The 22,272-nt window shown below is 64.1% G+C and carries 23 protein-coding genes and 2 pseudogenes; 10 read left to right on the top strand and 15 right to left on the bottom strand.

Going from position 1 to position 22,272, the window contains the following annotated elements:
- Positions 1–168: 168 nt before the first annotated feature.
- The 5 genes and pseudogenes from AC070A_RS01300 to AC070A_RS01280 all read right to left on the bottom strand — a co-directional run bounded on the left by AC070A_RS01300 (position 169) and on the right by AC070A_RS01280 (position 5,373).
- Positions 169–588, bottom strand: coding sequence for a hypothetical protein (locus AC070A_RS01300; RefSeq protein WP_113133743.1), 420 nt, complete (start codon positions 586–588; stop codon positions 169–171).
- 184 nt (positions 589–772) lie between these two features.
- Positions 773–954 (bottom strand): annotated as a pseudogene (locus AC070A_RS01295) (hypothetical protein).
- 91 nt (positions 955–1,045) lie between these two features.
- Complete coding sequence (locus AC070A_RS01290) at positions 1,046–3,325, bottom strand: mechanosensitive ion channel family protein (RefSeq protein ID WP_113737007.1); 2,280 nt, start codon at positions 3,323–3,325, stop codon at positions 1,046–1,048.
- Between the two features lie 274 nt (positions 3,326–3,599).
- Positions 3,600–4,157 (bottom strand): DsbA family protein, encoded by a 558-nt coding sequence (locus tag AC070A_RS01285; RefSeq protein WP_113737006.1) that lies wholly within the window; start codon positions 4,155–4,157, stop codon positions 3,600–3,602.
- A gap of 442 nt (positions 4,158–4,599) precedes the next feature.
- Complete coding sequence (locus tag AC070A_RS01280) at positions 4,600–5,373, bottom strand: SDR family oxidoreductase (protein WP_057253927.1); 774 nt, start codon at positions 5,371–5,373, stop codon at positions 4,600–4,602.
- Positions 5,374–5,670: 297 nt separating this feature from the next.
- Between AC070A_RS01280 and AC070A_RS01275 the strand changes: the two genes are divergently transcribed.
- Positions 5,671–6,573 carry a LysR family transcriptional regulator gene (locus AC070A_RS01275; protein ID WP_113737005.1) on the top strand — a complete coding sequence of 301 codons (903 nt, stop codon included), beginning with the start codon at positions 5,671–5,673 and terminating at the stop codon, positions 6,571–6,573.
- 104 nt (positions 6,574–6,677) lie between these two features.
- Here AC070A_RS01275 and AC070A_RS01270 read toward each other — a convergent pair whose 3' ends face one another.
- From AC070A_RS01270 to AC070A_RS01260, 3 genes are all read right to left on the bottom strand, one after another.
- Positions 6,678–7,088, bottom strand: coding sequence for a hypothetical protein (locus AC070A_RS01270; RefSeq protein ID WP_246805896.1), 411 nt, complete (start codon positions 7,086–7,088; stop codon positions 6,678–6,680).
- 316 nt (positions 7,089–7,404) lie between these two features.
- Positions 7,405–7,548: a hypothetical protein gene (locus AC070A_RS01265; protein ID WP_192494766.1), complete on the bottom strand. Its 144-nt coding sequence runs from the start codon at positions 7,546–7,548 to the stop codon at positions 7,405–7,407.
- A 136-nt stretch (positions 7,549–7,684) separates the two neighbouring features.
- Positions 7,685–8,056, bottom strand: a complete 372-nt coding sequence (locus AC070A_RS01260) for a DUF2750 domain-containing protein (RefSeq protein ID WP_113737004.1) — start codon at positions 8,054–8,056, stop codon at positions 7,685–7,687.
- 354 nt (positions 8,057–8,410) lie between these two features.
- On the opposite strand from AC070A_RS01260, the gene AC070A_RS01255 reads away from it, so the two are divergent.
- Positions 8,411–9,184, top strand: coding sequence for a transporter (locus AC070A_RS01255; protein WP_113737003.1), 774 nt, complete (start codon positions 8,411–8,413; stop codon positions 9,182–9,184).
- A gap of 75 nt (positions 9,185–9,259) precedes the next feature.
- Here the strand turns inward: AC070A_RS01255 and AC070A_RS01250 are convergent, their stop codons facing one another.
- The gene (locus AC070A_RS01250) at positions 9,260–9,964 is read right to left on the bottom strand and encodes an SDR family oxidoreductase (RefSeq protein ID WP_112997053.1); all 705 of its coding nucleotides are present in this window, start codon (positions 9,962–9,964) and stop codon (positions 9,260–9,262) included.
- 125 nt (positions 9,965–10,089) lie between these two features.
- Between AC070A_RS01250 and gcvA the strand changes: the two genes are divergently transcribed.
- Positions 10,090–10,998: a transcriptional regulator GcvA gene (gene gcvA / locus AC070A_RS01245; protein ID WP_113737002.1), complete on the top strand. Its 909-nt coding sequence runs from the start codon at positions 10,090–10,092 to the stop codon at positions 10,996–10,998.
- Between the two features lie 24 nt (positions 10,999–11,022).
- Here the strand turns inward: gcvA and AC070A_RS01240 are convergent, their stop codons facing one another.
- Together AC070A_RS01240 and AC070A_RS01235 are read right to left on the bottom strand one after the other, a co-directional pair.
- A complete protein-coding gene (locus tag AC070A_RS01240) occupies positions 11,023–11,568 on the bottom strand; it encodes a putative immunity protein (RefSeq protein ID WP_210334441.1) in 546 nt (181 codons plus the stop codon).
- Positions 11,569–11,655: 87 nt separating this feature from the next.
- Complete coding sequence (locus tag AC070A_RS01235; RefSeq protein ID WP_113737001.1) at positions 11,656–12,309, bottom strand: glutathione S-transferase family protein; 654 nt, start codon at positions 12,307–12,309, stop codon at positions 11,656–11,658.
- 387 nt (positions 12,310–12,696) lie between these two features.
- Between AC070A_RS01235 and AC070A_RS01230 the strand changes: the two genes are divergently transcribed.
- The 4 genes and pseudogenes from AC070A_RS01230 (at position 12,697) to AC070A_RS01215 (ending at position 16,156) form a co-directional block, all read left to right on the top strand.
- Positions 12,697–14,076 carry a phenylacetate--CoA ligase family protein gene (locus AC070A_RS01230; protein ID WP_113737000.1) on the top strand — a complete coding sequence of 460 codons (1,380 nt, stop codon included), beginning with the start codon at positions 12,697–12,699 and terminating at the stop codon, positions 14,074–14,076.
- A gap of 36 nt (positions 14,077–14,112) precedes the next feature.
- Positions 14,113–14,256, top strand: a pseudogene (locus AC070A_RS01225) (DUF7674 family protein); the annotation flags it as partial.
- A 124-nt stretch (positions 14,257–14,380) separates the two neighbouring features.
- Complete coding sequence (greA, locus tag AC070A_RS01220) at positions 14,381–14,863, top strand: transcription elongation factor GreA (protein ID WP_113736999.1); 483 nt, start codon at positions 14,381–14,383, stop codon at positions 14,861–14,863.
- A 267-nt stretch (positions 14,864–15,130) separates the two neighbouring features.
- On the top strand, positions 15,131–16,156 hold the full coding sequence (locus AC070A_RS01215) for a DUF3095 family protein (protein WP_113736998.1): 1,026 nt from the start codon (positions 15,131–15,133) through the stop codon (positions 16,154–16,156).
- Here the strand turns inward: AC070A_RS01215 and AC070A_RS01210 are convergent.
- Both AC070A_RS01210 and AC070A_RS01205 read right to left on the bottom strand, forming a co-directional pair.
- Positions 16,105–16,344 carry a hypothetical protein gene (locus AC070A_RS01210; protein WP_113736997.1) on the bottom strand — a complete coding sequence of 80 codons (240 nt, stop codon included), beginning with the start codon at positions 16,342–16,344 and terminating at the stop codon, positions 16,105–16,107. The genes AC070A_RS01215 and AC070A_RS01210 overlap by 52 nt on opposite strands.
- A 138-nt stretch (positions 16,345–16,482) precedes the next feature.
- The gene (locus tag AC070A_RS01205) at positions 16,483–16,968 is read right to left on the bottom strand and encodes a MarR family winged helix-turn-helix transcriptional regulator (RefSeq protein WP_113736996.1); all 486 of its coding nucleotides are present in this window, start codon (positions 16,966–16,968) and stop codon (positions 16,483–16,485) included.
- A gap of 154 nt (positions 16,969–17,122) precedes the next feature.
- Here AC070A_RS01205 and AC070A_RS01200 point away from each other — a divergent pair, with 154 nt between their 5' ends.
- Positions 17,123–17,518 carry an Ohr family peroxiredoxin gene (locus tag AC070A_RS01200; RefSeq protein WP_113736995.1) on the top strand — a complete coding sequence of 132 codons (396 nt, stop codon included), beginning with the start codon at positions 17,123–17,125 and terminating at the stop codon, positions 17,516–17,518.
- 426 nt (positions 17,519–17,944) lie between these two features.
- The gene (dapA, locus tag AC070A_RS01195; protein WP_113736994.1) at positions 17,945–18,850 is read left to right on the top strand and encodes a 4-hydroxy-tetrahydrodipicolinate synthase; all 906 of its coding nucleotides are present in this window, start codon (positions 17,945–17,947) and stop codon (positions 18,848–18,850) included.
- A gap of 160 nt (positions 18,851–19,010) precedes the next feature.
- Here the strand turns inward: dapA and AC070A_RS01190 are convergent, their stop codons facing one another.
- Complete coding sequence (locus AC070A_RS01190; protein ID WP_058323863.1) at positions 19,011–19,223, bottom strand: hypothetical protein; 213 nt, start codon at positions 19,221–19,223, stop codon at positions 19,011–19,013.
- Between the two features lie 158 nt (positions 19,224–19,381).
- Positions 19,382–20,833 (bottom strand): CYTH and CHAD domain-containing protein, encoded by a 1,452-nt coding sequence (locus tag AC070A_RS01185; RefSeq protein ID WP_492384639.1) that lies wholly within the window; start codon positions 20,831–20,833, stop codon positions 19,382–19,384.
- 332 nt (positions 20,834–21,165) lie between these two features.
- Here AC070A_RS01185 and AC070A_RS01180 point away from each other — a divergent pair, with 332 nt between their 5' ends.
- On the top strand, positions 21,166–22,272 hold the full coding sequence (locus tag AC070A_RS01180) for an endonuclease/exonuclease/phosphatase family protein (protein WP_113736992.1): 1,107 nt from the start codon (positions 21,166–21,168) through the stop codon (positions 22,270–22,272).

Raw genomic sequence — 22,272 nt, 5'->3', positions numbered from 1 at the left:
ATGTTGTTCCCGCGGGGACAGGGGGCAAGGGACCGCGACGGCGGCCACGCCTTGCCGCCGGATGCGCCTGTGATCTGCCGTGATGGAGCGAGGAGGACTGGTCGCGCCTCACCCCAAGGGGCGCGTGAGAACTCAGGGCGGCCAGGCAACGCCAGCCTGGAAGCGTGGTTACGGTGTCTGGTAGCGCAACAGCAGAGTGCCGAGCCGCGGGTACCTGCGCAGCACCAACTCGATTGCGCCGCCGCCATAGTCGCGCCCCTCGAAGATGTCGACTTTCTCGCAGGTGCCGCAATATGTTCGGCGTTCGCCATAGCCAAGCGAGCATTCACGCTCGGGGCAGGTGATCTCAATTTCGTTTTGCCGCCTGCTCAACTTGAAGGTCATCTTGCTGGCGGGGGACGGCGTGAACTCGCACGGTTCCCCGACGACACAGGCGACCTCGCCTGCCACGGGCTCCTCACCGTCCAGCATCAGCGCATAGTGCATCGCGTAGGTGGGCGGTTCGGCGTGGACGGTGGCCACGGGCAGAAGCGAAAGGACAAGGGCAGACAGGGCTAGAGCAGACGGGGCGAGGCGCATGGATCGCATCAGGCAACATCCTCGGTGGCAGCGGCAACATGGCAGCGTCGGCAGGGTGCTGCAGCGCCTAAGCCTCGTCTGTGCGTTTGAGGTAATGCAACAATGATGTCAAAACTGTAGCGGGTGTTGGCCGTCGGTCGCGCTTTTTAATTGCGCGGTCTTGCTTGGCCTGATCGGGCCTACTTGGTTGGCCCTACTTGGTTGGCTTGACGAGCGAGATGAACCGCGGCTTTGCGGGGGCGTCCAGCCAGTCGATCCATTTGTCGCGTTCCATCGGCAGCAAGCCGGATGACCTGGCCGGTGCCGTAGGTTCCATCGGGATCGTCGACCGTGAAAATGCATGCCGGTCAAGCTGTCGAAGGCTTTGTCGTTGATAGGGTTCAGGCGTTGCCCGATGGCAAGGCCATGCTGACACCAGCCGCGACGAACGCAGGAAGTCTGTCGCCGCGTCGCGCCGGATTGACCGTTACCCTTCCGCGTCTGCTGCTTCCGGTGCCACCGGCTTCTTCGCCAGCGCCAGGTTTGCCGCCGCAGCCTCCGCTTCCGCCGCACCGGCCGCGCCGGAGCGTACGGTGACGGCGTTGGAGGCGAGGTCGAGGCCGGCTTCGCGCAGCGCCGGAAGCAGGCGCTTCATCGCCTCGCGCTGGAGGATGCTGGGGTTGCCGGGGCGGGCGGTGAACTTAAGGCGGACGACGAGGGAGTTTTCGGTGACGTCCTGGATGCCCTGCATCTTCAAGGGCACCAGGAATTCGCTGCCGATCTCCGGGTCCTCCAGCATGGCGAGGCCAACCTTCTTGATGGCCTTGCGGATCTTTTCAGGATCGGCGTCGCGCTCGAATTTCAGCTCGAACTTCACCGTGCTCCAGTCGCGGCTGAAATTGGTCACCGCCTGAAGCTGGCCGTAAGGGACGGTGTGGATCTGGCCGTTCTGGTGACGCAGCCTCAGCGAGCGCAGCGAGATGCGCTCGACCGTGCCCTTGAGCTTGCCGGTATCGACATATTCGCCGACGCGGAAGGCGTCGTCGGCGATGAAGAAGATGCCGGAGACGACATCCTTCACCAGCGTCTGCGAGCCGAAGGAAAGCGCCAGACCCAGCACGCCGAAGCCCGCCAGCAGCGGCGCGATGTTGATGCCGAGTGCTGAGAGGACGACGAGGCTGGTGACAGCGAAGATGGCGCCGAAGATGAGGTTGCGGACGAGCGGCAGGATGGTCGACAGCCGGCTTGTCTGATGAACCATCGTCTCGTCCTCGCTGTCGCCGGGCATGGCGACGCGGGCAGACGGCGAGAAGGCTTCGAAGCTCCGCCAGAGGAAGCTGCAGATCACCCAGGCGGCCACGACCGCAAGGCTGATGCGCTCGAGAACGACGATCCAGCCGACGGCGGCGGCGGTGTCGTCCTGGACCATGATCGGGCGCCAGAGCTCGATGATGATGTGCAGGCCGATCAGCCAGGTGGCGCCGGCAAGCGCCGTCTGGATGCTGCCTGATATCGCCGCATGCAGGGCGTGCGAGGCCGGCGTGCGCCGACGCGCGGCGGCCGCACCGGCCAGCGAATGGATGCCGAAGGCAAGGATCGGCAGCGCAAGCAGGATGATCTGCGTGGTGCCGCCGGCAAAGCTCCAGGCCGCGCTATTAGGGCTGCCGGCAACGATGACGCTCATCAGCCAGAGCACGATGGCGCTCAGCGCATAAAACTCCGGCACGCCGAAGGCGATGGCGCGACGCACGGGGCCGGGGTTCTCGCCGGCAAAGAGCGCGCGGATATCACCCGCGCCACCGATGAACCAGTGGAGCTTCACCACCGTGAGGATGCTGACGCCGATCAGCAGCCAGCCATCGGTGGCGGAAAGGTCCAGCCCGCGCTGATGGGCGAAACGCATGCTGGCGCCGACGACGGCGCTGGCCGCGCCATAGGTGGCAAGCATGTTGGCGTGGAAGCGCGGATGGGCGATATCGAGCAGGCGGATTTCGGGTCGCGTCGGCGCGAAGAGGAAGCGGGCGCCGACGGCATAGACGGCGGCGACGACGGCGATGGTGATCAGGGCATGGGCAAGCTCGGCCGAGCCCGTACCGCGCGTCAGGAGCAGCTGGGCGATCGTGTGGCCGACGGCGGCGAAGATCACCAGATAGGCGATGTCGAAGCCGAGCCGGATCACCGAGGCGCGCACGCGGTGCAAGAGGTCGACCACCTCGAAGGAAGCGCCAAACAGCCGATGGATAAGGGAGCGGCTGGCGAAGGCGGCGGCCAGCCCGGCGGCAATGGCCAGCACGGAAATGGCGGCAACCGAGACGACCGACCAGCCTTCGGCGCGGATGCCTGCCGCAACGTCAGCCATCACGCCGGCGATGCCGGAGATGCCCGCAAAGCCCATCTGCAAGCCATTGAGAAAACGGGCGGAAAGGGTGTCAAAGGAATCCTCGGGGTCAGCGAGTGGAGCGGCTTGCTGTGGCGTACCCGCCGGCGTCGCGGCGACGGCCGGTGTGGCGGCGTGGGTGTTGTCAGGTGTCGCCGCGCTGGCCGGCGCTGCGGCCTGATTTGCCGCGTCGCGCCACTCGACCGTGACCGGACCGCCTGCTTTCGCCGCGGCGCGCAAGGTTTCCTCGATCTCGGCAGGGCTTTGGCCGGGCGTGAGAATGACGGTGATCGGCGCTGGTGCCGTCTGGGCAAGGGCGGGCAGGGCGAGCGCGAGAAGCAGCGCCAGGCTCGCCAGCAGGTGGCGGCAGAAAAAGCAGTTATATGCCATGAATTTCACTCATCGAGCCCCGTCGCGCGCCATGCGCTCATCCGCATCACATTACACAACGTCCTAAAATTCCAATCCTATTTTGAATGGAAGGGGCGTCAGCAGCACGCACGCTCTGCCAGATCGCTTCGGGTTGGAAGCGAGCTCGGCCGGAATGCCCGATGGGTAAAGCCGACCAAGAGGTGGTCGCCTGGCCGAGCCGCGCAATTCCCCACAAGCATATGTGCATGAGCACTTTAACGGACCCGGCTGCTCCAGCCTTCCGCGCACCCCATCAACCAAGCAACTTCCTTGCCCAGTCCGAAACATCATCGCCGCTGCTGACGTCCGGTTGCACGATTCCGTCGATCATGAAGGTCGGGGAGACGTGGATGCCGTTCTGTCGCGCAAATTTGCAATGCCACTTGATTTCCCGGTCGAGATCCGGGATCGCGAATGCGGCCTTGAGCTTGACGCCGCTATAGCCTTCCAAGCGCTCGATGATCTGGTTGGGTGTAGCGTCCAGATTGGGGCCGCCGGCATGATGGACGAATTCGAACTCTTCCCGATGCGCAGCGACTGCAGCGATGACTTTCTTCGCGGTATTCTTGCCGCCCTCAAGTGTCGAGGCCGCGATGATGCAGCGAACGATGACACCGGAATACATATGCCAGGGCTGCGACTGCAGGCGGATCTTAATAGTGACGTTGTCTTCGCCGGCCTGGTCGAGCAGGGCGTCGAGCTTGCTAAATGCCTTGGTGGAGTAAGGATCGGTCGGCTCCAGAAAGACCTCGAAGAGATGTGGACCGGTGCCCCAGGTGAGTGGATCGGCGTGCCAAGCTGAGTTGGTCATGGGACTTCCTCTCTTTTCAGGGTCGACGGGTTGGGATCGTTGAATTTTCAGAGTTTTCCAGTTTCGATTGTCGCTGAACCGTCCATGGGCAGAGCATGCATCAGGCTTGTGTGCCACGCTAGGTGATATCATTGGGGCGGGGCATCCCTGACAGCCGCTGCCCCTCTCCTCGGGTTTAACCCGAGGACTAGCCCTCTCCCCACAGGCGGGGAGAGGGGACGGCGCCGCGTGTGCTGCACTCTCGTCTTCTTGCCTTGGCCGCGAATACAGCCACACGCGGACGTCCTGGTTCCCGAGGTATACCGTGGCACGACGCCTCGCGGTGCGCCGAAGTAGAGCGCGGAGAGAGCCACGTGTCCCTTCTCCCCGTGATTACGGGGAGAAGGTGCCGGCAGGCGGATGAGGGGCGTTTCACTCACCGCGCGGATGAGGGGCCAGTCACTTACTTCGTCGTGTAGCCGCCATTGACCAGGATCGTCTGGCCGGTCATCCACCAGCCGTCGGAGACGAGGAAGCGGATATAGGGGACGATGTCCTCGATGTCGGTAAGGCCGGTCTTGGAGAAGCCCGAGAGGGCCGACGCGGTCTTGTGGTAGGCGACGGCGTCGGCGCCTTCGGCCGGGTAGAAGAAGGGCGTATCCATCGGGCCGGGGCCAATGGCGGTAACCGAGATGCCGCGTGCGCCGAACTCCTTGGCGGCTGCGCGGGTGAAATGCTCGACCGGGGCCTTGGTGCCGGCGTAGGCGGCGTAGAAGGGCGTGAAGGCGCCAAGCAGCGAGGTGACGAGCGTGCAGACCTTGCCGTTGTCGTTCACATGTTTGCCCGCTTCGCGCAGGAAGAAGAAGGCGGACTTGGCGTTGACCGCGCTCATCTCGTCATATTCGGCCTCGGTGATCTCGACGAAGGGCTTCTTCAGCACCTTGCCGACGGTGTTGACGGCGATATCGATGCCGCCGAGCGCCGCCTTGGCATCGGCGAAGAGCTTTTCGACATTGGCCGCGCTGGTGAGATCGCCGGCATAGGCGTGGGCTGCAGCACCGGCTGCCTTGATTGCCGCCACGGTTTCTTCGGCTGCCGCCCTGGTGGCGGCGCTATTGTAGTGGATCGCGACGCCGCGGGCGCCATGTTCGGCGAGATCGCGCGCCAACAGGCCGCCGAGGTTCTTTGCGCCGCCGGCGATGAGAACGGATTTACCATTGATGCTGTGGTCTGCCATGGGTTTCTCCTGTTATCGGCCGCTTGCTGCGGCCGGTTTGCGGCGAGCGGGAACGCCGGCGCGAAAGGTGCGCAGGTTCCCGGGCTGCTCTGGCGCTGACGGCCTGTCCCGAACACGTTGTCTGTCCTGAACGCCGCACGCCGCGTTTCAAATAGCGCGGGCCTTGCCGCCGCCAACGCGAGAGGTCAGCGGTGCGACAGGCATCGCAGGGTTGAGAATACCGTCCGCGCCGCTGGTATAAAGCGCCAGTTCGTGACATGACTTGTCAGAATTGACGAACAATTGGCGTGGCCCGGCATGGACAGGATCGAGCTTTTCCGCATCTTCACGCGCGTCGTCGAAAGCGCGAGTTTTACCCGCGCGGCCGACACATTGGGGCTGCCGCGCTCTTCCGTTTCGGCCGCGGTGCAGACGCTCGAAACCCGGCTCGGCACACGGCTGCTGCACCGCACGACCCGTAAGGTGGCGCCGACGCAGGATGGGGCCGCCTTCTACGAGCGCTGCCTGCGGCTGATTGAGGACATGGACGAGGCGGAGAACCTGTTCCGCCGCAGCGCTTCCGGCCCGACCGGGCGGCTGCGCGTCGACCTGCCGAGCCGCATCGGCCGGCTGATCGTGGCGCCGGCGCTGCCGGAGTTCCTGACGCGCTACCCCGGCATCGACATCGATCTCGGCATGACCGACCGGGCGGTGCACCTGATAGAGGAAAGCGTCGACTGTGCGCTGCGGGTCGGGCCGCTCAGCGATTCCGGCCTGATCGCCCGGCCGTTCGGCACGCTTCGCCTGATCAATGTCGCAAGCCCCGACTATCTCGAGCGGTATGGCACGCCGCGAACGCCCGCCGATCTCGCCAGCCATTTCGCCGTCAACTATGCCTCGCCCTCAAGCGGCCGGGTGGAGGACTGGGAGTGGATCGAAGGCGGCGAGGCGCGCACGGTTGCCGTTCCCGGCCGCATCAGCGTCAACAGCGCCGAAGGCAGCATCGCCTGCTGCCTCGCCGGCCTCGGCCTTATCCAGATCCCGGCCTTCGACGTGATCGACCATCTGAAAGAGGGGCGCCTGGTGGAGGTCATGCCAGACCATTCAGCCGCACCCATGCCGATGGCGTTGCTCTACCCGCACCGCCAGCACCTATCGCGCCGATTGCAGGTGTTTGCCAATTGGCTGGAAGGGCTGATGCGGGAGGTGATTGCGGCGTGAGGGAGCGGATATGGATGCGGCCGTCAAGCGTGCCGCATCCTGTGGCTCAACTTCGCCTGCGCATTCTAGACCGCGATGCGTTCAGGTGAACGCATAAGGATGTTCTAGCTGATCGTCTGGTTGCAGCGCCGGCCGTTCCACGGCAGGAACTCCGATCCGCCGGCGTTCCATTTGCCTTCGAACTCGGAGAAGTCCGGCGTGAAGGTCACGACCAGCTGGCCGTAGCCGTATTTGTCGCGCCACATGAAGGTACGGGTCCGATCGCTGCCGTCGCCGTCGTCACCGGTCTCGGCAAGCTCGCCGTGAACGGGCTGGCCCTGATCGGAGAACATATATTCCCCAATGATCGTGCCGCTCGCATCGGTCTCGAAGTGCGTTTGCGCGTCCGACAGGACGCCGGCGGACGAGAGCTGGCCGCAATAGGCTCCCGAGGGGGCTCTCTCGCCGGCCATCGCGGCAAATGCGACCGAGGCCGCGAGCAGGCTTGCAGCCGTCCATGAAATGCTTGCTATCAACGCGGCACCTTTGGCGTGTCGGGCATGTTGCCGTTACCTCGCGCCGCGATCGTGGCGCGAACGAGTCGTGACGGCTGCTGCCATGGGCGATCATTCGGGACGCAAAATCAAGATGCTCTAACGCCCGTTGCCGGCACGCTCCTCACCGTCGCCGACCGGGTGGCCTTCTCGGCGACGGGTTAACGGGCGAGCACGCAAGCGCCAAAGAGGCAGAGGTTCACGTTGAAGAGTTCCTAGCGATGCGCGCTCGCGGCAATTGGCGGGGTTCGGCTTTGCGCTGAGTTCATCCTCATCGTCCAGGCTCTTTGCCTGAGCCCTAGTTTTCCTGAACCGAAACGCCGTCCCGGCCGATCTTGATCTCGACGCCCGGCTTCGTCTCTTCCTGATAGACGTAGAGGCCAAGGCCGACGACGGCGACGGCGAGCAAGGCGATGACGAGATAGAGGCCGTTTCGGTTCATGCCGAGCTCCTTTATGCGGTTTCGACAGGGAAGTAGGCGCTTCTGCACGAAAGACAACAGGATAGCGGCGGAACTCACGCAGGGACGCCAGTCCAGCCGATCTTTGCGGCTGCGTCGAATTGCATGGCGTGGCACGTCACTGGTGTTGACGAACTATTGGCCTCAAGCTTTGCAACCGCCGGCGGACATCGGCAGGCGCGAAATCGAAACCGGTTACCGTGGCGCTGCTCCAATTTGTGCCGATCACCAAATTGTCCTTCTCAAGGCCCGGTAGCCAGCGATCGACAAAGACGTCCAGTGACAGTTGATGAGGCGTGAAGCTGCGATAGGTGGGTATCCGGTCGATTATCAGCCGGGCTCTGGAGAGCGACGACCAGAACGGCATCGCGGTTTCATTCGACTGGTTCGTCGAGGTCGGGAAACCTGTTGCGTCACGAATCGTCCAGACGAAGCCGGCCTCCAGGACTTCTTCGAAGAAAGCATGTGTGTGGAGGGGCGCGACGCTCATCGCGCGACGTAAGCAGTGATATCAGGTGTTTGCAACCCTGTGAGGGTCACGGATCAGAGCGGGATGTCTCTCCTCATCCCGCTCCGACGCGTTGCCGCAACGTCATGTGACGCCGCGGCAAGGCCGTCCGATGGCGTCCGGTCGTCTCAGCGTCCGGGATGGCGAGCGCCCGTCCAGCGGCCGGGCGCCGGGTTGCTTTAGAGAAAATGCAAGTTCCCGAATCGGCAGGGGTGACGTAACCTGCGGCCATTCGGTCGAGGTGTGGTCCGGTGCAACTGAGACTGGCGACGCCGCCGCGGACGCTGCAAGGGGGAATTGCGCGTGGGGCAGATAGGAGCCAATATTTGGGTGGCGATGCTTGTCGCCGCCGCTATGCAGGGGCAGCAGGCGCTGGCCCAGGATGCGGACGACCTCGCAAAGAAGCTCTCGAACCCGGTCGCCGACCTGATCAGCGTACCGTTCCAGAGCAATTTCGATTTTCGCGCCGGCGCCGAGGAGGATGGCTTCTCCTATACGCTCAACGTCCAGCCGGTCATTCCCATCACGCTGAACGCGGACTGGAACCTGATCTCGCGCACGATCCTGCCGATCGCCTATCGCGACTACCTGCCGCCGCCCGACGGCGATACGTTCGGGCTCGGCGACATCACCCAGAGCCTCTTCCTGTCGCCGGCCAATCCCGGCCCTTCGGGCATCGTTTGGGGTGTCGGTCCGGCCTTTTTGATCCCGACCGCCACCGACGATTTCCTCGGCACCGGCAAGTTCGGCATCGGCCCGACGGCGGTCGTGCTGAAGCAGGAGGGACCGTGGACCGTCGGCGCGCTAGGAAACCACATCTGGAGCGTTGCCGGCGAGGGTGACCGGGCGGATGTGAGCCAGACCTTCCTGCAACCCTTTCTGTCCTACGGCCTCGGCCATGGTGCGACCCTGACACTCAACACGGAGTCGACCTACGACTGGGAGGCCGATCAATGGACCGTGCCGATCAACCTCAGCGTTTCGCAGGTCTTCAAGGTGGGCGACCAGATGCTTCAGGCCCAGATCGGTGGGAAATATTATGCCGAGGCGCCGCAGGGCGCGCCGAGCTGGGGCGTGCGCGCGACGCTGACCTTCCTGTTTCCGAAGTAAGTCGTTCGCGCCGACGCTATGTTTCAGCGGCGCCGCGGCTTCCGCCGCCGCGCCGCTCTCCGGCGTCTTCCGCCCTCACACCGAGCGCGTCAGGCCGCCGTCCACCTTCAGGTTCTGGCCGGTGATGTAGCCCGCACCTTCAGAGGCGAGGAAGGCGACGGTTGCGGCAATTTCGGCGCTGGTGCCGTAGCGCTTCATTGGCACGGCGTCGCGGCGCTCTTCGGTCGCCGGCAGGCTGTCGATCCAGCCGGGCAGCACGTTATTCATGCGCACATTGTCGCCCGCATAGGTGTCGGCGAAGATCTTGGTGTAGGAGGCAAGGCCGGCGCGGAAGACGGCGGAGGTCGGGAACATCGGCGAGGGCTCGAACGCCCAGGCGGTGGAGATGTTGACGATCGAGCCGGACTTCTGCTTCTGCATGATGGGTGCGACGAGGCGGACCGGGCGGATGACGTTCATCAGGTAGACGTCGAGGCCGGTGTGCCACTGTTCGTCGGTGATCTCGAGGATCTGGGCGCGCGGGCCGTGGCCGGCGCTGTTGACCAGCACGTCGATCCGGCCCCACTTCTCCACGGTCAGGTCGACCAGGCGCTTCAGGTCGTCATTCGACTGGTTGGAGCCGGTAACGCCGATGCCGCCGAGTTCAGCGGCCAACGCCTCGCCCTTGCCGGAGGAGGAAAGGATCGCGACCTTGAAGCCATCAGCGGCAAGACGCTTCGCGCTTTCGGCGCCCATGCCGCTGCCGCCGGCGGTGATAACGGCTACTTTTTCTACTGCCATGGTTCTATCCTCTCGTGTCGCATCCGGCGCAGTGCCAATTGTGCTGGTATTGCGATTGAAATACCATCTCTCGGATGCAACGACGAGGCAGTATCGCTTTCCTATGCCAGTAGAAAAACTATTCGATGAGTGACGCACCGGGAAGGCTCCCTTCGCTGAATGGGCTGAAAGTGTTCGAGGTGGCGGCGCGCCATCTGAACTTTCGGCTGGCGGCCGAGGAGCTTGGCGTCACGCAAGGGGCGGTCGCCCAGCAGATCCGCGGGCTGGAAGCCGAGCTCGGGGTGAAACTCTTCGAGCGGCTGCCGCGCATGCTGGCGCTGACCGGCGAGGGGCGGGCCTATATCGCCGATGTCAGGCGCGCCCTCGACATCATCGCCCGGGCGACGGATGAGCTGAAGCCGCAGCCGGTGCGGCTGACGATCAGCACCACGCCATCCTTCGCCTCGAAATGGCTGATCCCGCGGCTGCCGGATTTCACCGCGCGCCATCCGGACCTCGACCTGCATATTCTCGCGACCGATCGCATGTCGAATTTCCAGGCCGATGGCGTGGACCTGGCGGTGCGCTACGGGCGGCCGCCCTTCGGGCCGGGGCTGGCTGTCGAGCTGCTGTTCGAGCAGGAGATCGTCGCCGTGTGCAGCCCGATGCTGATGGCCGGCCGACGCGTGCCTGAGACTGCGGACGCGCTTGCCGGCTATACGCTGCTGCACGACGCGCATAATTTCTGGCCGGAGTTCATCGAACGGCATTTCGGCGGGAGCCGGCAGGCCTCGTTCAAGGGCATCAGCTTCAATCAGACCTCGCACGCGATCGAGGCGGCGATCGCCGGCCAGGGCATCGTGCTCGCCAACGGCGATTTCGTGGCGCAGGATATAACCGAAGGTCGGCTGATCCGCATCTTCGCGGGGTCAATGTCGGGGCCTTCGGATTTCTACCTCGTCTGGCCGCGCTATCGCAAATCGCCGGCGCTGCAGACGGTGATCGCGTGGATCAGCGAGGAAGCCGGCAAGGCACGCGAGCGCGCCCTGGCGTGATCTGCCGCTTCGCCACGCGTAAAGTCAGGGGCGCAGGGCGGTATCGAGCCGGTAGAGCAGGGCGTGAAACGCGCCCTTGCTGGGCTTGCGCCCCGGCATCTTCGCGACAATGCGCCGGATCTCTTCCGATGCGGCGGTAATCGCCCAGCGCAGTTCGGTTTCGCTGGTACCGGCTTCGTCGTCCGCTCCGAGCGCCAGCGCCTGGACGGCATAGGCGGCGGGTCCGAGGATATGATTGATCTGATGCGGCGTTTCGATCGGGTGGGTGTAGGGCGCACCGGCAGCGGCAATGGCTGCGCGGGCGGCAGCCTTGGCGGCGGGATCGTCGACCGCGCGCGCCGCTGCTTGAGCGCCCCACGCGGCCTTGCGCAGATGCGCGGTGCGCGGGCCCCCTTGCGCAAAGGCGCGGGCCGCCGCGATCGCCTCGCGCGGGCGGTCGTCGCCCGGCACGGCCGCCTCGAAGACCGGGAGCGCCCGCTCGGCTGTGAGCACCGCCCATCCGGTAATGTGGCGTAGGTCGTCTTCGGTGAGGAGCGGTGGCAGTGCGTCGTTGGTCATTGGAGGCGACATCGGTGTTTTGAGCGAGCCTGCGGCGGCAGATCCAGCGGAAAGCCGGCGGCTTTGTTGACGGGCTTCAGGGATCCGAAACGGAGAGGACTAGCGCTCCCAGCCGGGCGTGAAGGGGAAGCGTTCGGCCCACAGGGTCGCCAGCCGGGGATCGGCGTCGACGCGGCGGACGGTTTCCGCGAGCCCCGGTGCAACCTCGTAGAAGCGCCGCCGACCGGGAGACCAGCGCGACGCCGTTGCCACATAGAGGTCGAGCACCGACACGTCGTCGCCGAGAAGGTATCTGCCCGGGCGCAGCTCCGCACCCATCCGCGCCCGGCAGTGGGCGATGCGCTCGAACAGGCGCGCCTTGACGGCGGCGTGGTCCTCTTCCCGTTCGACGATGCGGGATGGGTCGTCGGCAATCCAGTAGAGGGCGTAGATGGCCGCCGATACGAAGGTCATCCATCGCAGGAAGGCCGGTCGTGCCGGGTCTGTCGGCGCCGGTGCGAGCCGCCCGTCGGGGTGGGCATCGGCCAGCCAGATCAGGATCGCGGCGCTTTCGGTCATCAATTCGCCCGTCGGCAGCGCCAGGGCCGGAACCTGGAGTAGCGGATTGATGCGGGCGAGCCTGTTTGCTTCCTGCTTGCCCTCCCAGGGCGCGTGTTCCTCGACGCGATAGGGCAGGTTGAGAAGGGTCAGCGTTGCCTCGATCGGAACGGATCCCGAGGCTGACGCGCCATAGACGATAAACGGTTCGGCCAACGATCTTTCTCCTTCGCATGACGCAGCAGGGCTTCGGGCTCAAGCCTGCCCAGGTCCGTTCGAGACTCACCTGCACGTTCCCTCAAACGCGATGCGATTCAAGGGAAAACATGCAGTAATACCAAAGCGGTGCGGCGGCATTCGCGCCGCTGACACGTCGCGCGGGCGAAGCTCTCCATCGCATCGCTGTCGCATAGATCCCGGCTTTCGCGATACAATCAAGGCCTTGAGGTGCAAAGGCATGATCGCTTGCAAACCCCGGTTGCGAAAGGGCGCGCGCCGGGTCCTGTCCACGGGCTGCCAGCCTGGTCGCCTGTCGAGGCCGCGCCGGGCGAGGCGAGCGCTCGTGCGGCCGCGCCGCAGAAGCAAGACACGAGGACCAATTCGATGCCACCAGTGACCGCATCTGCCACCCTCGATCCCGATCTTTTGCTCAGGCAATCGCAGGCGCGTCTTTTGCGCGCGGAATGGTCGAGGGAGCGATTACTGGCCTTTCAGCGCAGCGAGTTGCAGTCCGCCTTGCGGCACGCTGTCGGGGCATCGACCTATTACCGCGAGAGCATTGGCGAGCTGGTGGCTAGCGGTGCGCCGTTTCATGCCTTTCCGGTGCTGACGAAGCGGGCGCTGATGGAGAATTTCGACCGGGTCGTCACCGATCCGAGGCTGAGTCGCGGCCTGATCGAGCAGCACCTGGATGGAGACGATCCCGGGTCGCTTCTTCTCGGACAATACCGTGTGGTGGCAACCGGCGGCACGACGGGCGAGCGGGGTATCGCAGCCTTCGACGATGCCGCCTGGCTTGCGGCAATCGCCAACATGGTGCGCTTCCAGGCGATCGTCGGCATTGACGACACCACGCGCAGCGTTGCCATCTTTGCCTCGTCGCCGGTGCATATTTCCTACCATATCGGCGTGGAGCTTCGCGCGATCCGGCCGGCTGCGCCACGCTTCAACGTGCTCATGCCGATCGAGGAGATCGTCGAGGGCCTCAACCTGCACCAGCCGGAGGTGATTTCGGCCTATCCTTCCTTCGTGCGGGTGCTGGCGACGGAGCAGCAGGCCGGTCGCCTGCGGATCAGGCCCCGGCTGTTTCGCACCAGCGCCGAAACGCTGACGCCGGAGGTGCGCGACCTCGCCGCCGAGACGTGGCAGGCGGCTATCGCCAACAGCTATGTGTGCACCGAGGCGGGGCCCATGGGCCACGAGTGCATCTTTGGCGATGGGCTGCATCTGGCCGAGGATTCCTTCGTCTTCGAGGTGGTGGACGAGAATGATCGCCCGGTGCCGGATGGGACCGAGGGCGCAAAGCTTCTGGTGACGACGCTCACCAATCGCGTGCTGCCGCTGGTGCGCTACGAAATCTCCGACATCGTTGCGATGGCGACGGAACCCTGTCCGTGCGGCCTGCCGTTCTGGCGGATCGCATCGATCGCCGGACGCAGGGAAGAGACACTGCATCTGCCCGGGCGAGGCGGCGGCGTCGTGCGCGTGCACGCGCACCGGCTGCGCTCGCCCCTGACCGGCACCGCCGGGGTGCGACAATTCCAGTTCGTGCAATTGCCCGATGGGCTGGAGATCACCATCGCCGTGTTTGGAGGCGTGGATGCTGCCGCCGTCAGCGCTAAGGTCGATGAGGCCGCCAAGGCGGCGCTCGATGCGGTGGGCGCCGAGGCGGGCGGCGTGCGGGTGAGGGTGGTGGATGCCATCGAGCGCTCGGGGTCCGGCGCCAAGCAGAAACTGGTTGTCGCCTCGCCAGCCATCGAGTAGCCAGGACCGGTGACGGGAGCGTGAGAGGCGGCTACGGTCGGCCTTCTCGAAGACTTGCAGAATGGACATTTGCACCGCGGGACGCATCCTGAGGCGTTTCGCCCATGGCTGCGGCCGGAGACCCTTCGATGGTGGGGCAAGGTCGATGAATTCTGGGCGAGTGGAAAGCCGATCGTCTGAGATCCTTCGCGAGGCGGCGCCGTTGTTCTTCCACCCAGCGACCGCAATTGCGTATAGTGTTGATTGGCAGGCAGCCGGCCGATAAGGACGCTGCGTGCCATACTGCCAGACGGAGTTCCAGAGATTGAGCGTTGCCTTCACCAAGGAAGAAAGTGCAGAGACCGCGGCCGAAACATTGCTGCCGGATCGCCCGATCTCGCCGCATCCGAACCTCGTGACCGAGGCGGGCTTGAAGGCGCTGGAGGCGCAGGTGCAGGAGGCGCGTGCGGCCTATGAGGCGGCGGCCACAGTCGACGACGTGAACGAAAAGCGCCGTCAGCAGGCCGGCCCCTTGCGCGACCTGCGCTATCTCGCCGAGCGGTTGCGCACGGCGCAACTGATGCCGGAGCCAGCGTCCAACGATATCGTCGCCTTCGGCAGCACGGTCACTTTCAGCCGCAACGACGGGCGGGTGCAGACCTACCGGATCGTCGGCGAGGACGAGGCCGATCCGAAGGCCGGGTCGATCTCCTATGTCTCGCCGGTGGCGCGGATGCTCCTGGGCAAGGCGGTCGGCGACGTCATGAGCGTCGGCGACCAGGAGCTGGAAATCACCGCGATCGCGTGAGCGCGCTCTTGCAACCATCGGGCGGAACCTCAGCCCCGCGGCAATCCCTCAGGATACCCACGCTTTGGTATAGCTATCTTCGCCGTGATTATTATCGTATGCGATTAAATCGCATTGTATTGACATTGTGACACGCTTCAGTATTTATATCGCATCCGATTTAATGTGAGGCGGCAAGCCCATGGATGCCGGTGCGCCTCAGAGCGCTCGGGCATTCCCTGGAAAAGCCCCGTCCACAGCGATCAGTCCGTCGACTGGAGGAAGCTGATGCAGTTTGAGCCCCAACGCGTACAGGCCTATAGCGAGTTTTCGCTGGTGCTGGACCCAAAGGCCTATGAGCCATTGCCCGACGACTGGCTGGTGGGGATCACCGATGTCGTCGATTCGACCGGGGCGATCAGGTCCGGGCGCTACGAGGACGTCAACTACACGGGCGCCTCGGCCATCGCCGCGATCGGCAATGCCTGGGGCAATTTCGATTTCCCCTTCGTCTTTCGGGGCGATGGCGCCGCCTTTGCGCTTCCGCCGGAAGGGGAAATGACGGCGACCGCGGCGCTCAGGCAGATTGCAGCCTTCGTGAAGGATCGATTTCGCCTCAACCTTCGCGTCGGCCTGCTGAGCGTCAGAGAAATTCGCGCCAACGGGCAGGACGTGACGATCGCACGCTACGCCGCTTCGAAAGATGCCACTTACGCAATGTTTGCCGGCGGCGGGCTCAAATGGGCGGAGCAGCAGCTGAAGAGGGGACGCTACCAGCTTGAGCCGGACAAGGATGGCACCAAACCTGATCTGACGGGGCTTGCCTGCGAGTGGCGACCGTTTCCGAGCCGGCGCGGGCAGATTCTGTCGCTGCTGGTCGAGCCGACGGACGATGTGGCGCCGGCGCGTTTCGCGGCGCTCGCCAGAGACGTGATTGCCGTCTTCGACGAGGCGGCGCGGCAGTCGCATCCGTTGCCCGCGGAAATGGGCGTGCCGAAGGATGAGCGGGTCTATATCGCGCCAGAGCGCTGGCTGGGCGTTGCCGCCAATTCGGACTTTCGCAAATACGACGATGGTCTTCGCCTGACGGTGGACGCCGCAGTCGGGCAGATCGATCGGGTCGAAGCGATCCTCCTTGCGGCAAGGGCAAGGGGTGAGGTCAAATTCGGGCTGCACCGGCAATCACATGCGCTGATGACCTGCCTGGTACCGTCAGCCCGGCCGGATGCGCATCTGCATTTTCTCGACGGCATGGATGGCGGCTACGCGCGGGCGGCCGAAATGATGGAGTCGCGCAGGCGCGTCGAGGCGTAAGTGCGATCGAAACGGGCCGCTTCAAAGCAGCCCCGAGCCGGCGAAACGACAATGGGCGGCCAGCGGCCGCCCTCAGACTGCTGACAAGGATATCTCTGATCATCCCAGGCATGCTGAAAAAGCCCGTCGCCAGCCAGCGGCGCCGCGTCGGTGGCGCGGGAAATCATCCTGATGTCGAGCGTCGGCATTCCGGCTCTGCATCTCCTGCCGTGCCGACGCACGGCTGCTGGATCTCTGTGACAAGCACAGAGATGAGGGTGGAGAGGACGGGCGGTCTCATGCCGCCCGTCGTCGTTGGTTGCCGGCCATAGGGATCGAAGCGACGGTTATTCCTTCTGGGATCCGCGTTGTATCGAGTGCAGCAGGTTGTCGCGCAGGCTTGCCACCGATTGCTGCACGACCGGAAAGTCGTCGCCGAGGCCGGTGGCGTCAAGGAGCGCCGAACCCGGCTCCGCGTCCACCAGTTCGCGACCGGCCGGCGTCAAGGTGAGGCGCACCTGCCGCTCGTCCGAAGGGTCGCGACGGCGCTGCAGATAGCCGTCCGCTTCGAGCTTCTTGAGGATCGGCGTCAGCGTGTTCGATTCCAGGAAGAGCTTTTCGCCAAGCATGCTGACGGTCTGGTCGTCTTCCTCCGACAGCGCCACCAGGGTCACGTATTGGGTGTAGGTCAGGCCCAGCTTGTCGAGCAGGGGTTTATAGGCGCGGCCAAAGGCGAGGTTTGCGGAATAGATCGCAAAGCACAGGAAGTTGGAGAGCTTCTTGCCGCCCTGTGCAGGCGTGGTCTCAGGGCTCGCTGTTTTGGAGGCGGGCATGGGGGTGTCCTTTTTTCTCTTTCCGTATCTGCACTTAATATAAATCGTATCCGATTAAATCGCAATGGTGTTGACGTCGCATCCGGTTTCATCTATATACATCGCATCCGATTGAAGCGGATCCGCTTAATAAATCAAACAGAGAGGAAATGACATGACCACGAAGCTCGTATTCACTGGCAAGACCCACAACACCGGCGGCCGCAACGGCGGCACCCGCAGCCAAGACGGCATGCTGGAACTGAAGCTGTCGCAGCCGCATCCGGCCGCGGAAAACCTGTTCGGTGCCGCCTGGTCGGCCTGTTACATCGGCGCGATCGAGCTTGCTGCGCAACAGCACAAGGTGAAGCTGCCGGCCGGCCCCGAGGTCGAGACCGACATCAATCTCAACGTCGACGACGGTTCATACTTCCTCAGCGCTCGGCTGAATGTCAGCCTGCCGGGCCTCGATCGCGACCTCGCCCATGAAATTATTCACGCCGCCCACGAGATCTGCCCGTACTCCAAGGCGACCCGTGGCAACATCGAAGTCGAGACCAATCTCGTCTGATCTCGCCCTCCGAAAATCCTATTGATATCATCGGGATGTGCCGGACCTGGATCTCCAGCCGCGGCGCATCCCGATACCGTTTCAGGGGCTTCGTCCTTGCGCGCCGATCGCGGGCGGAGGCGGTCTTCCGGTCCGACCTCAGGGGAATGTAATTGGGCTGATCGGCAGAACTCCCGTTGTATGGAACGTGTCGCCTCCCGGGCCGATGCCCTCCGTCGCCGCTTGACAAAGATGGAGGACTGTTCGAGTTTCGCCTCATGATCTGCCGTCTCGCCAAACTGACGACCTCGAAAAAAGCCCCGTACCCGGGGCTGTCGGTCGTTGCGCGCAGAGCATAGCAAGCACAAGGATCAGATCGACCCCGCCGGTTCGGACGGGGTTTTCGCTTGCGCTCCGTCTCCGGTTTCTTGAAGGAGATGGAATTTCATGGAAACCACATATTCAATGCCGAGCGGCCTCTGGCTGCCGCTGATCACGCCGTTTCGCGATGGCGAACTCGATGAGCGCTCGCTGCGCCGGCTGGTGACGCACTATGCCGCAGAGCCGATCGACGGCTTCATCCTGGGTGCTACCACCGGGGAGGGCATGGCGCTCGGCGAGGCGGAAGGCGAGCGGCTGGTTGGGATCACCAACGAGACCCTGGCTGCGGCGGGCAAGTCCATACCGGTCTATTTCGGCCTTTCGGGCAGCGACACGCTGAAGACGGTAAAGGCGCTGGAGCGGACGGCGCCTTGGGATATCACCGGCTATCTGATCGCCTGCCCCTATTACACAAGGCCGTCGCAACGCGGGCTCTTCGCCCATTTCTCGGCACTTGCCGATGCCACCGCACGGCCGATCCTGATCTACAACATTCCCTACAGAACCGGGGTGAACCTCGGCAACGAGACGATGTTGCAACTGGCGGAGCGGGAAAACATCGTCGGCGTCAAGGATTGTTCGGCGGATGCGACGCAATCCTTCGATCTGCTGCGCCACAAGCCCCAAGGTTTTTCGGTGCTGACCGGCGAAGACCCGCTGTTCTACACGGCGCTGACTCAAGGGGCGGAAGGCGGGATCACGGCTTCGGCGCATGTTCAAACGGCAGCCTTCGCCGCCATTCGCAACAGGCTGATATCCGGCGATCAACCGGGGGCTTTGGCCGACTGGCAGCGTCTTGCCGATCTGCCGTGGCTGCTGTTTGCCGAGCCGAGCCCGGCTCCGATCAAGCACTGGCTCTGGCGCTCAGGGCTCATCGACAGCCCGGAAATGCGCCTGCCGATGGTGCCGGTCAGCCACGAGCTGGCAGCACGGATCGACCGGGCGATCGCCAGCCAGGACAGCGAAGGCTGACGGGCTTGCTGGAGCCCGGCCATTGTCGCTCGGCTAGAGCATCCGCTCTCAAGTGGAATCACTGGAGGCGGAAAGATGCTCTAGAATCAAAGTGCTACAGCGACCTTTGCGCGCCTGATAAGGCGCGCGGCGCTGTAGTGCATCTTTCCGCTTCAAGCGATCACGCTTGAAAGCGGGATGTTCTAGCCAGGGCCTTCAGCGCGCTGCAGTCACGGACGCCGCTTTGGTAGATCGCAACAAGCCGCTTTGCGATCCGCTCTGCGGCTTCGCAGCGTCGCGTCAGCCCGCGATCACGCAGGATGTCGTCGAAGATGCGCTCGATCTCCTGCATGTCATGGGGGTGTATCGCCTGTTGGCGGGTCGTGGAATGCATCGCGCGACCTCCAGAACTGGGGCGAAAGCGCGAATGAACTTTCAGCCGTTGGAGCCCGTATAAACAGTCCAACGATGGGCGTGAGTATGCGCCGTTTCGCGGCGAATACAATGAAGCCTTGCGGTTGTGTGCGATGGCCGGGTCGGCGCGGCCGTGGCTCAGCGCCAGAAGCGCTTGGCGTCGATCACGTCGTCAAGTGCGCTCTGCGCGTGGTCGATCAGCTTGTCCTTGTCGGCGTGCACAACGAGCGTTTCGGCGTCCGGATGATCCTCAAGGCCGATCTCGCCGAGCACGAGCGGACCGGACACGAGATCGTTCAGCGTGCCGAGCCGGTCCTGCAGTCCGGCCATCGCATCGATGAACCGCTTGTGGCGCCGCGTGCCCCGCTTGTCGTCAAACAGCGCGGCAAAGAATTCGGCGGCGTAACGCAGCTTCTTGGCATCCTTGCGGGCCTCGTGCCGCTCCTCGTCGCTGACCTTGGCGAGTGCGCGGCCATGTTTCTTGAGCTTGCGGCGCGCGCGGTCGAGAACGGCTTCGGCGAAATCGGCCACCGGCCGGTCGCGAAGCTCGGCGGGCGGCGTCGACAGATAGTCGCCGCAGTGCAGCCATTGCTGGATATCGAGAAGAAGGGCGCGGCCGCGTGCGCCGTCGAGGGCCTCGAAGACTTCGACGTAGCGGGCGGCGCGCGCCGTCTTCAGGCGGTCGCGCAACTCCGGCTCCGGATCACGCGTCAGGAGAACGTCAACATCGCGGACCTTGCCGAAAACGCCAGCCAGCCATTTCAGCTCGCCGTTGATGCGCGCGCTCTCCTCATCGCCAAGCATATCCTTGTAGAGCGAGATAGCCGAGCGCAGGCGGCGAAGGGCGACGCGGACCTGGTGCAGCGCCTCCGGGTTCTTTCGTTCACGCAGCACGTCCTCGTTCAGGCGGTAGTGCCTGAGACAGGCAAGCGCGATGGTGCGGAAACTCTTCGTCACCCGCATCTCGCGGTCGAGCACGACCGGCTCCGCCTTGAAGACGATCGGCCTGGCGTCGATCAGACGGAAGCCGCGCTCGGCCTTGGAAAGAACGCCCAAGCGGAAGGGAACGATCGCCTCGATGCGGCGGGCGAGGGTGAAAAGCGCCTTCGGGTCGCCATCCTTCAGCTCGAGATCGATTTCGCCGACGGCGGTCTGGCGATTGCCTGAGGCGATCATTCCACGGTCGAGGGCCACTTCGATCTGCGTGCCGTCCTGGTGAACCTCCCAGGTCCTGCGCTCGACCTCGACGGTAAAGTGCGGCTCCAGATCGTCGGGCTCAAGGTCAAACGCGGCGGCAAGCGGGGTGGTGTGATCGACGACCGGCTCATCGGCGGAAAGCGGCTGCTCCCATTCCGGACGGGCAAAGACCGATGCGCCGGGGCCGGTCGCCTTGATCGTCTGGGTGCGTGCCGCGCCGACCGTGCGGATGCGCAGCGTGAAGCCTGACTGATAGAGATCACGGCCGCGCGTATCGAAATAGACGGACCGTTGCTGCTCCGTGCGCGCCGGCTCACCAAGGAGGCCGGATGCGGCAAAGCGGTCAAGATCTTCGGGAGAGAGCTCGAGCTTGAGTTCGATTTCGGTGTTCAAACCATCCTCCATGAGCGCAAGGTCATACACTAACGCCATTTGAGCACATTGGTTCGCGTTCTGGATGACATGGATCATATTGCGGGCGCAGAGACGGAAATCCGATCGGCCGGGAAGTCGCGCTCGCCGAGACGTGACTGGCCGACAAGGAAATCAGGCTCGACATTTGCCGCTCGATGCCTGGATCATCTGCGCAATTCCGGACGGAAAACCGCTTCGCACTTTTCCTGAAATTGCTCTTTGTATTGGACGCAATTCCAGGCGGAAAACCGCTTCACACTTTTCCTGGAATTGCTTTAAGCTCCCGGCATTTCATGCCACGGAATTGATAAATGTCGCTTCGCCTTGCCACCTTCAATATCGAGAACCTTTTGAGCCGCTTCGATTTTTCCGGCTTTCGCAACCAACTCAAGCAGGACCGGGTCCTCAGGCTCTTCGACGTGAAGACGGAAGCCGAATACCAGCGGCTGGAGGAGGCGCGCACCATCGCGCACACCGATGATACGCGGCAGATGTCGGCGCTCGCGATCGCCGATTGCGATGCGGATATCCTTTGCCTGCAGGAGGCCGACAACATGGCCTCGCTGCAGGCCTTCGAATACAACTATCTCTTCCGCATGGTGGGTAACGGCTACCGGCAGAAATACCTGATCGAAGGCAATGATTCGCGCGGCATCGACGTGGCCGTGCTGATGCGCGAGGAGACACGCGACGGCCAGCCGATCGAGTGCCTGGATGTGAAGAGCCATGCGGGGCTGACCTATGAGGATCTCGACCTCTTCAACGACCAGCTCGCGCTCACCAACCGGCCGGCCGACCGGATCTTCAAGCGCGATTGCCTGGAGCTGGACCTGCGCATCGGCGGGCGGCCGCTGACGCTTTATGTCGTGCACTTCAAGTCGATGGGGCCGGCGCGCGAAGGGCTCGACGGCCGGCAGGCGACGATGCCGCTGCGCGTGGCGGAGGCGAGCGCCGTGCGCCATATCATCGAGAGCCGCTTCGGCCGCGGGAAGACCGCCGACAAGATGTTTGCGATCTGCGGCGACATGAACGACTACCAGGAGAAGGTGAACATCCTCGGCGACCGGCGCAACGGCTACCAGTTCGTGCCGCACGAGGAGGAAACGAGCTCGCTCGACGTGTTCAGCCATGACGGCTTCGTGGAAAACCCGATGCTGCGCCGGCCGGTGATGGACCGCTGGACGCTGTTTCACAGCCGCGGGCCGCAGGAGCGGCACCTCTGCCAGCTCGACTATATCTGGCTGTCGCCGGCGCTTGCCAAGCGCAACCACTCCCAGGTGCCCGAGGTCATCCGCGGCGGCCAGCCCTTCCGCACGATCTTTCCGCCGGGGCTTGACGTGGAGCGCTACCCGCGCACCGGCTGGGACCGGCCGAAGGCGTCGGACCATTGCCCCGTGGCCATAACGCTGGATGTGTGA

Source organism: Ensifer sp. GW101-20A05 (genome assembly GCF_059424735.1).
This window is presented reverse-complemented; position numbering and strand designations above follow the sequence as displayed.

Bases quoted from the DNA above. Each gene is read 5' to 3' on its own strand.
- AC070A_RS01280 (WP_057253927.1), bottom strand. From the start codon at position 5,373: ATGGCAGACCACAGCATCAATGGTAAATCCGTTCTCATCGCCGGCGGC.
- AC070A_RS01215 (WP_113736998.1), top strand. From the start codon at position 15,131: ATGCAGTTTGAGCCCCAACGCGTACAGGCCTATAGCGAGTTTTCGCTG.
- AC070A_RS01190 (WP_058323863.1), bottom strand. From the start codon at position 19,223: ATGCATTCCACGACCCGCCAACAGGCGATACACCCCCATGACATGCAG.
- AC070A_RS01255 (WP_113737003.1), top strand. From the start codon at position 8,411: ATGCTTGTCGCCGCCGCTATGCAGGGGCAGCAGGCGCTGGCCCAGGAT.
- AC070A_RS01250 (WP_112997053.1), bottom strand. From the start codon at position 9,964: ATGGCAGTAGAAAAAGTAGCCGTTATCACCGCCGGCGGCAGCGGCATG.
- AC070A_RS01290 (WP_113737007.1), bottom strand. From the start codon at position 3,325: ATGGCATATAACTGCTTTTTCTGCCGCCACCTGCTGGCGAGCCTGGCG.
- AC070A_RS01285 (WP_113737006.1), bottom strand. From the start codon at position 4,157: ATGACCAACTCAGCTTGGCACGCCGATCCACTCACCTGGGGCACCGGT.
- AC070A_RS01230 (WP_113737000.1), top strand. From the start codon at position 12,697: ATGCCACCAGTGACCGCATCTGCCACCCTCGATCCCGATCTTTTGCTC.
- AC070A_RS01275 (WP_113737005.1), top strand. From the start codon at position 5,671: ATGGACAGGATCGAGCTTTTCCGCATCTTCACGCGCGTCGTCGAAAGC.
- AC070A_RS01180 (WP_113736992.1), top strand. From the start codon at position 21,166: ATGTCGCTTCGCCTTGCCACCTTCAATATCGAGAACCTTTTGAGCCGC.
- dapA (WP_113736994.1), top strand. From the start codon at position 17,945: ATGGAAACCACATATTCAATGCCGAGCGGCCTCTGGCTGCCGCTGATC.
- gcvA (WP_113737002.1), top strand. From the start codon at position 10,090: ATGAGTGACGCACCGGGAAGGCTCCCTTCGCTGAATGGGCTGAAAGTG.
- AC070A_RS01210 (WP_113736997.1), bottom strand. From the start codon at position 16,344: ATGCCGACGCTCGACATCAGGATGATTTCCCGCGCCACCGACGCGGCG.
- AC070A_RS01240 (WP_210334441.1), bottom strand. From the start codon at position 11,568: ATGTCGCCTCCAATGACCAACGACGCACTGCCACCGCTCCTCACCGAA.
- AC070A_RS01260 (WP_113737004.1), bottom strand. From the start codon at position 8,056: ATGAGCGTCGCGCCCCTCCACACACATGCTTTCTTCGAAGAAGTCCTG.
- AC070A_RS01265 (WP_192494766.1), bottom strand. From the start codon at position 7,548: ATGAACCGAAACGGCCTCTATCTCGTCATCGCCTTGCTCGCCGTCGCC.
- AC070A_RS01205 (WP_113736996.1), bottom strand. From the start codon at position 16,968: ATGCCCGCCTCCAAAACAGCGAGCCCTGAGACCACGCCTGCACAGGGC.
- AC070A_RS01200 (WP_113736995.1), top strand. From the start codon at position 17,123: ATGACCACGAAGCTCGTATTCACTGGCAAGACCCACAACACCGGCGGC.
- AC070A_RS01300 (WP_113133743.1), bottom strand. From the start codon at position 588: ATGCGATCCATGCGCCTCGCCCCGTCTGCTCTAGCCCTGTCTGCCCTT.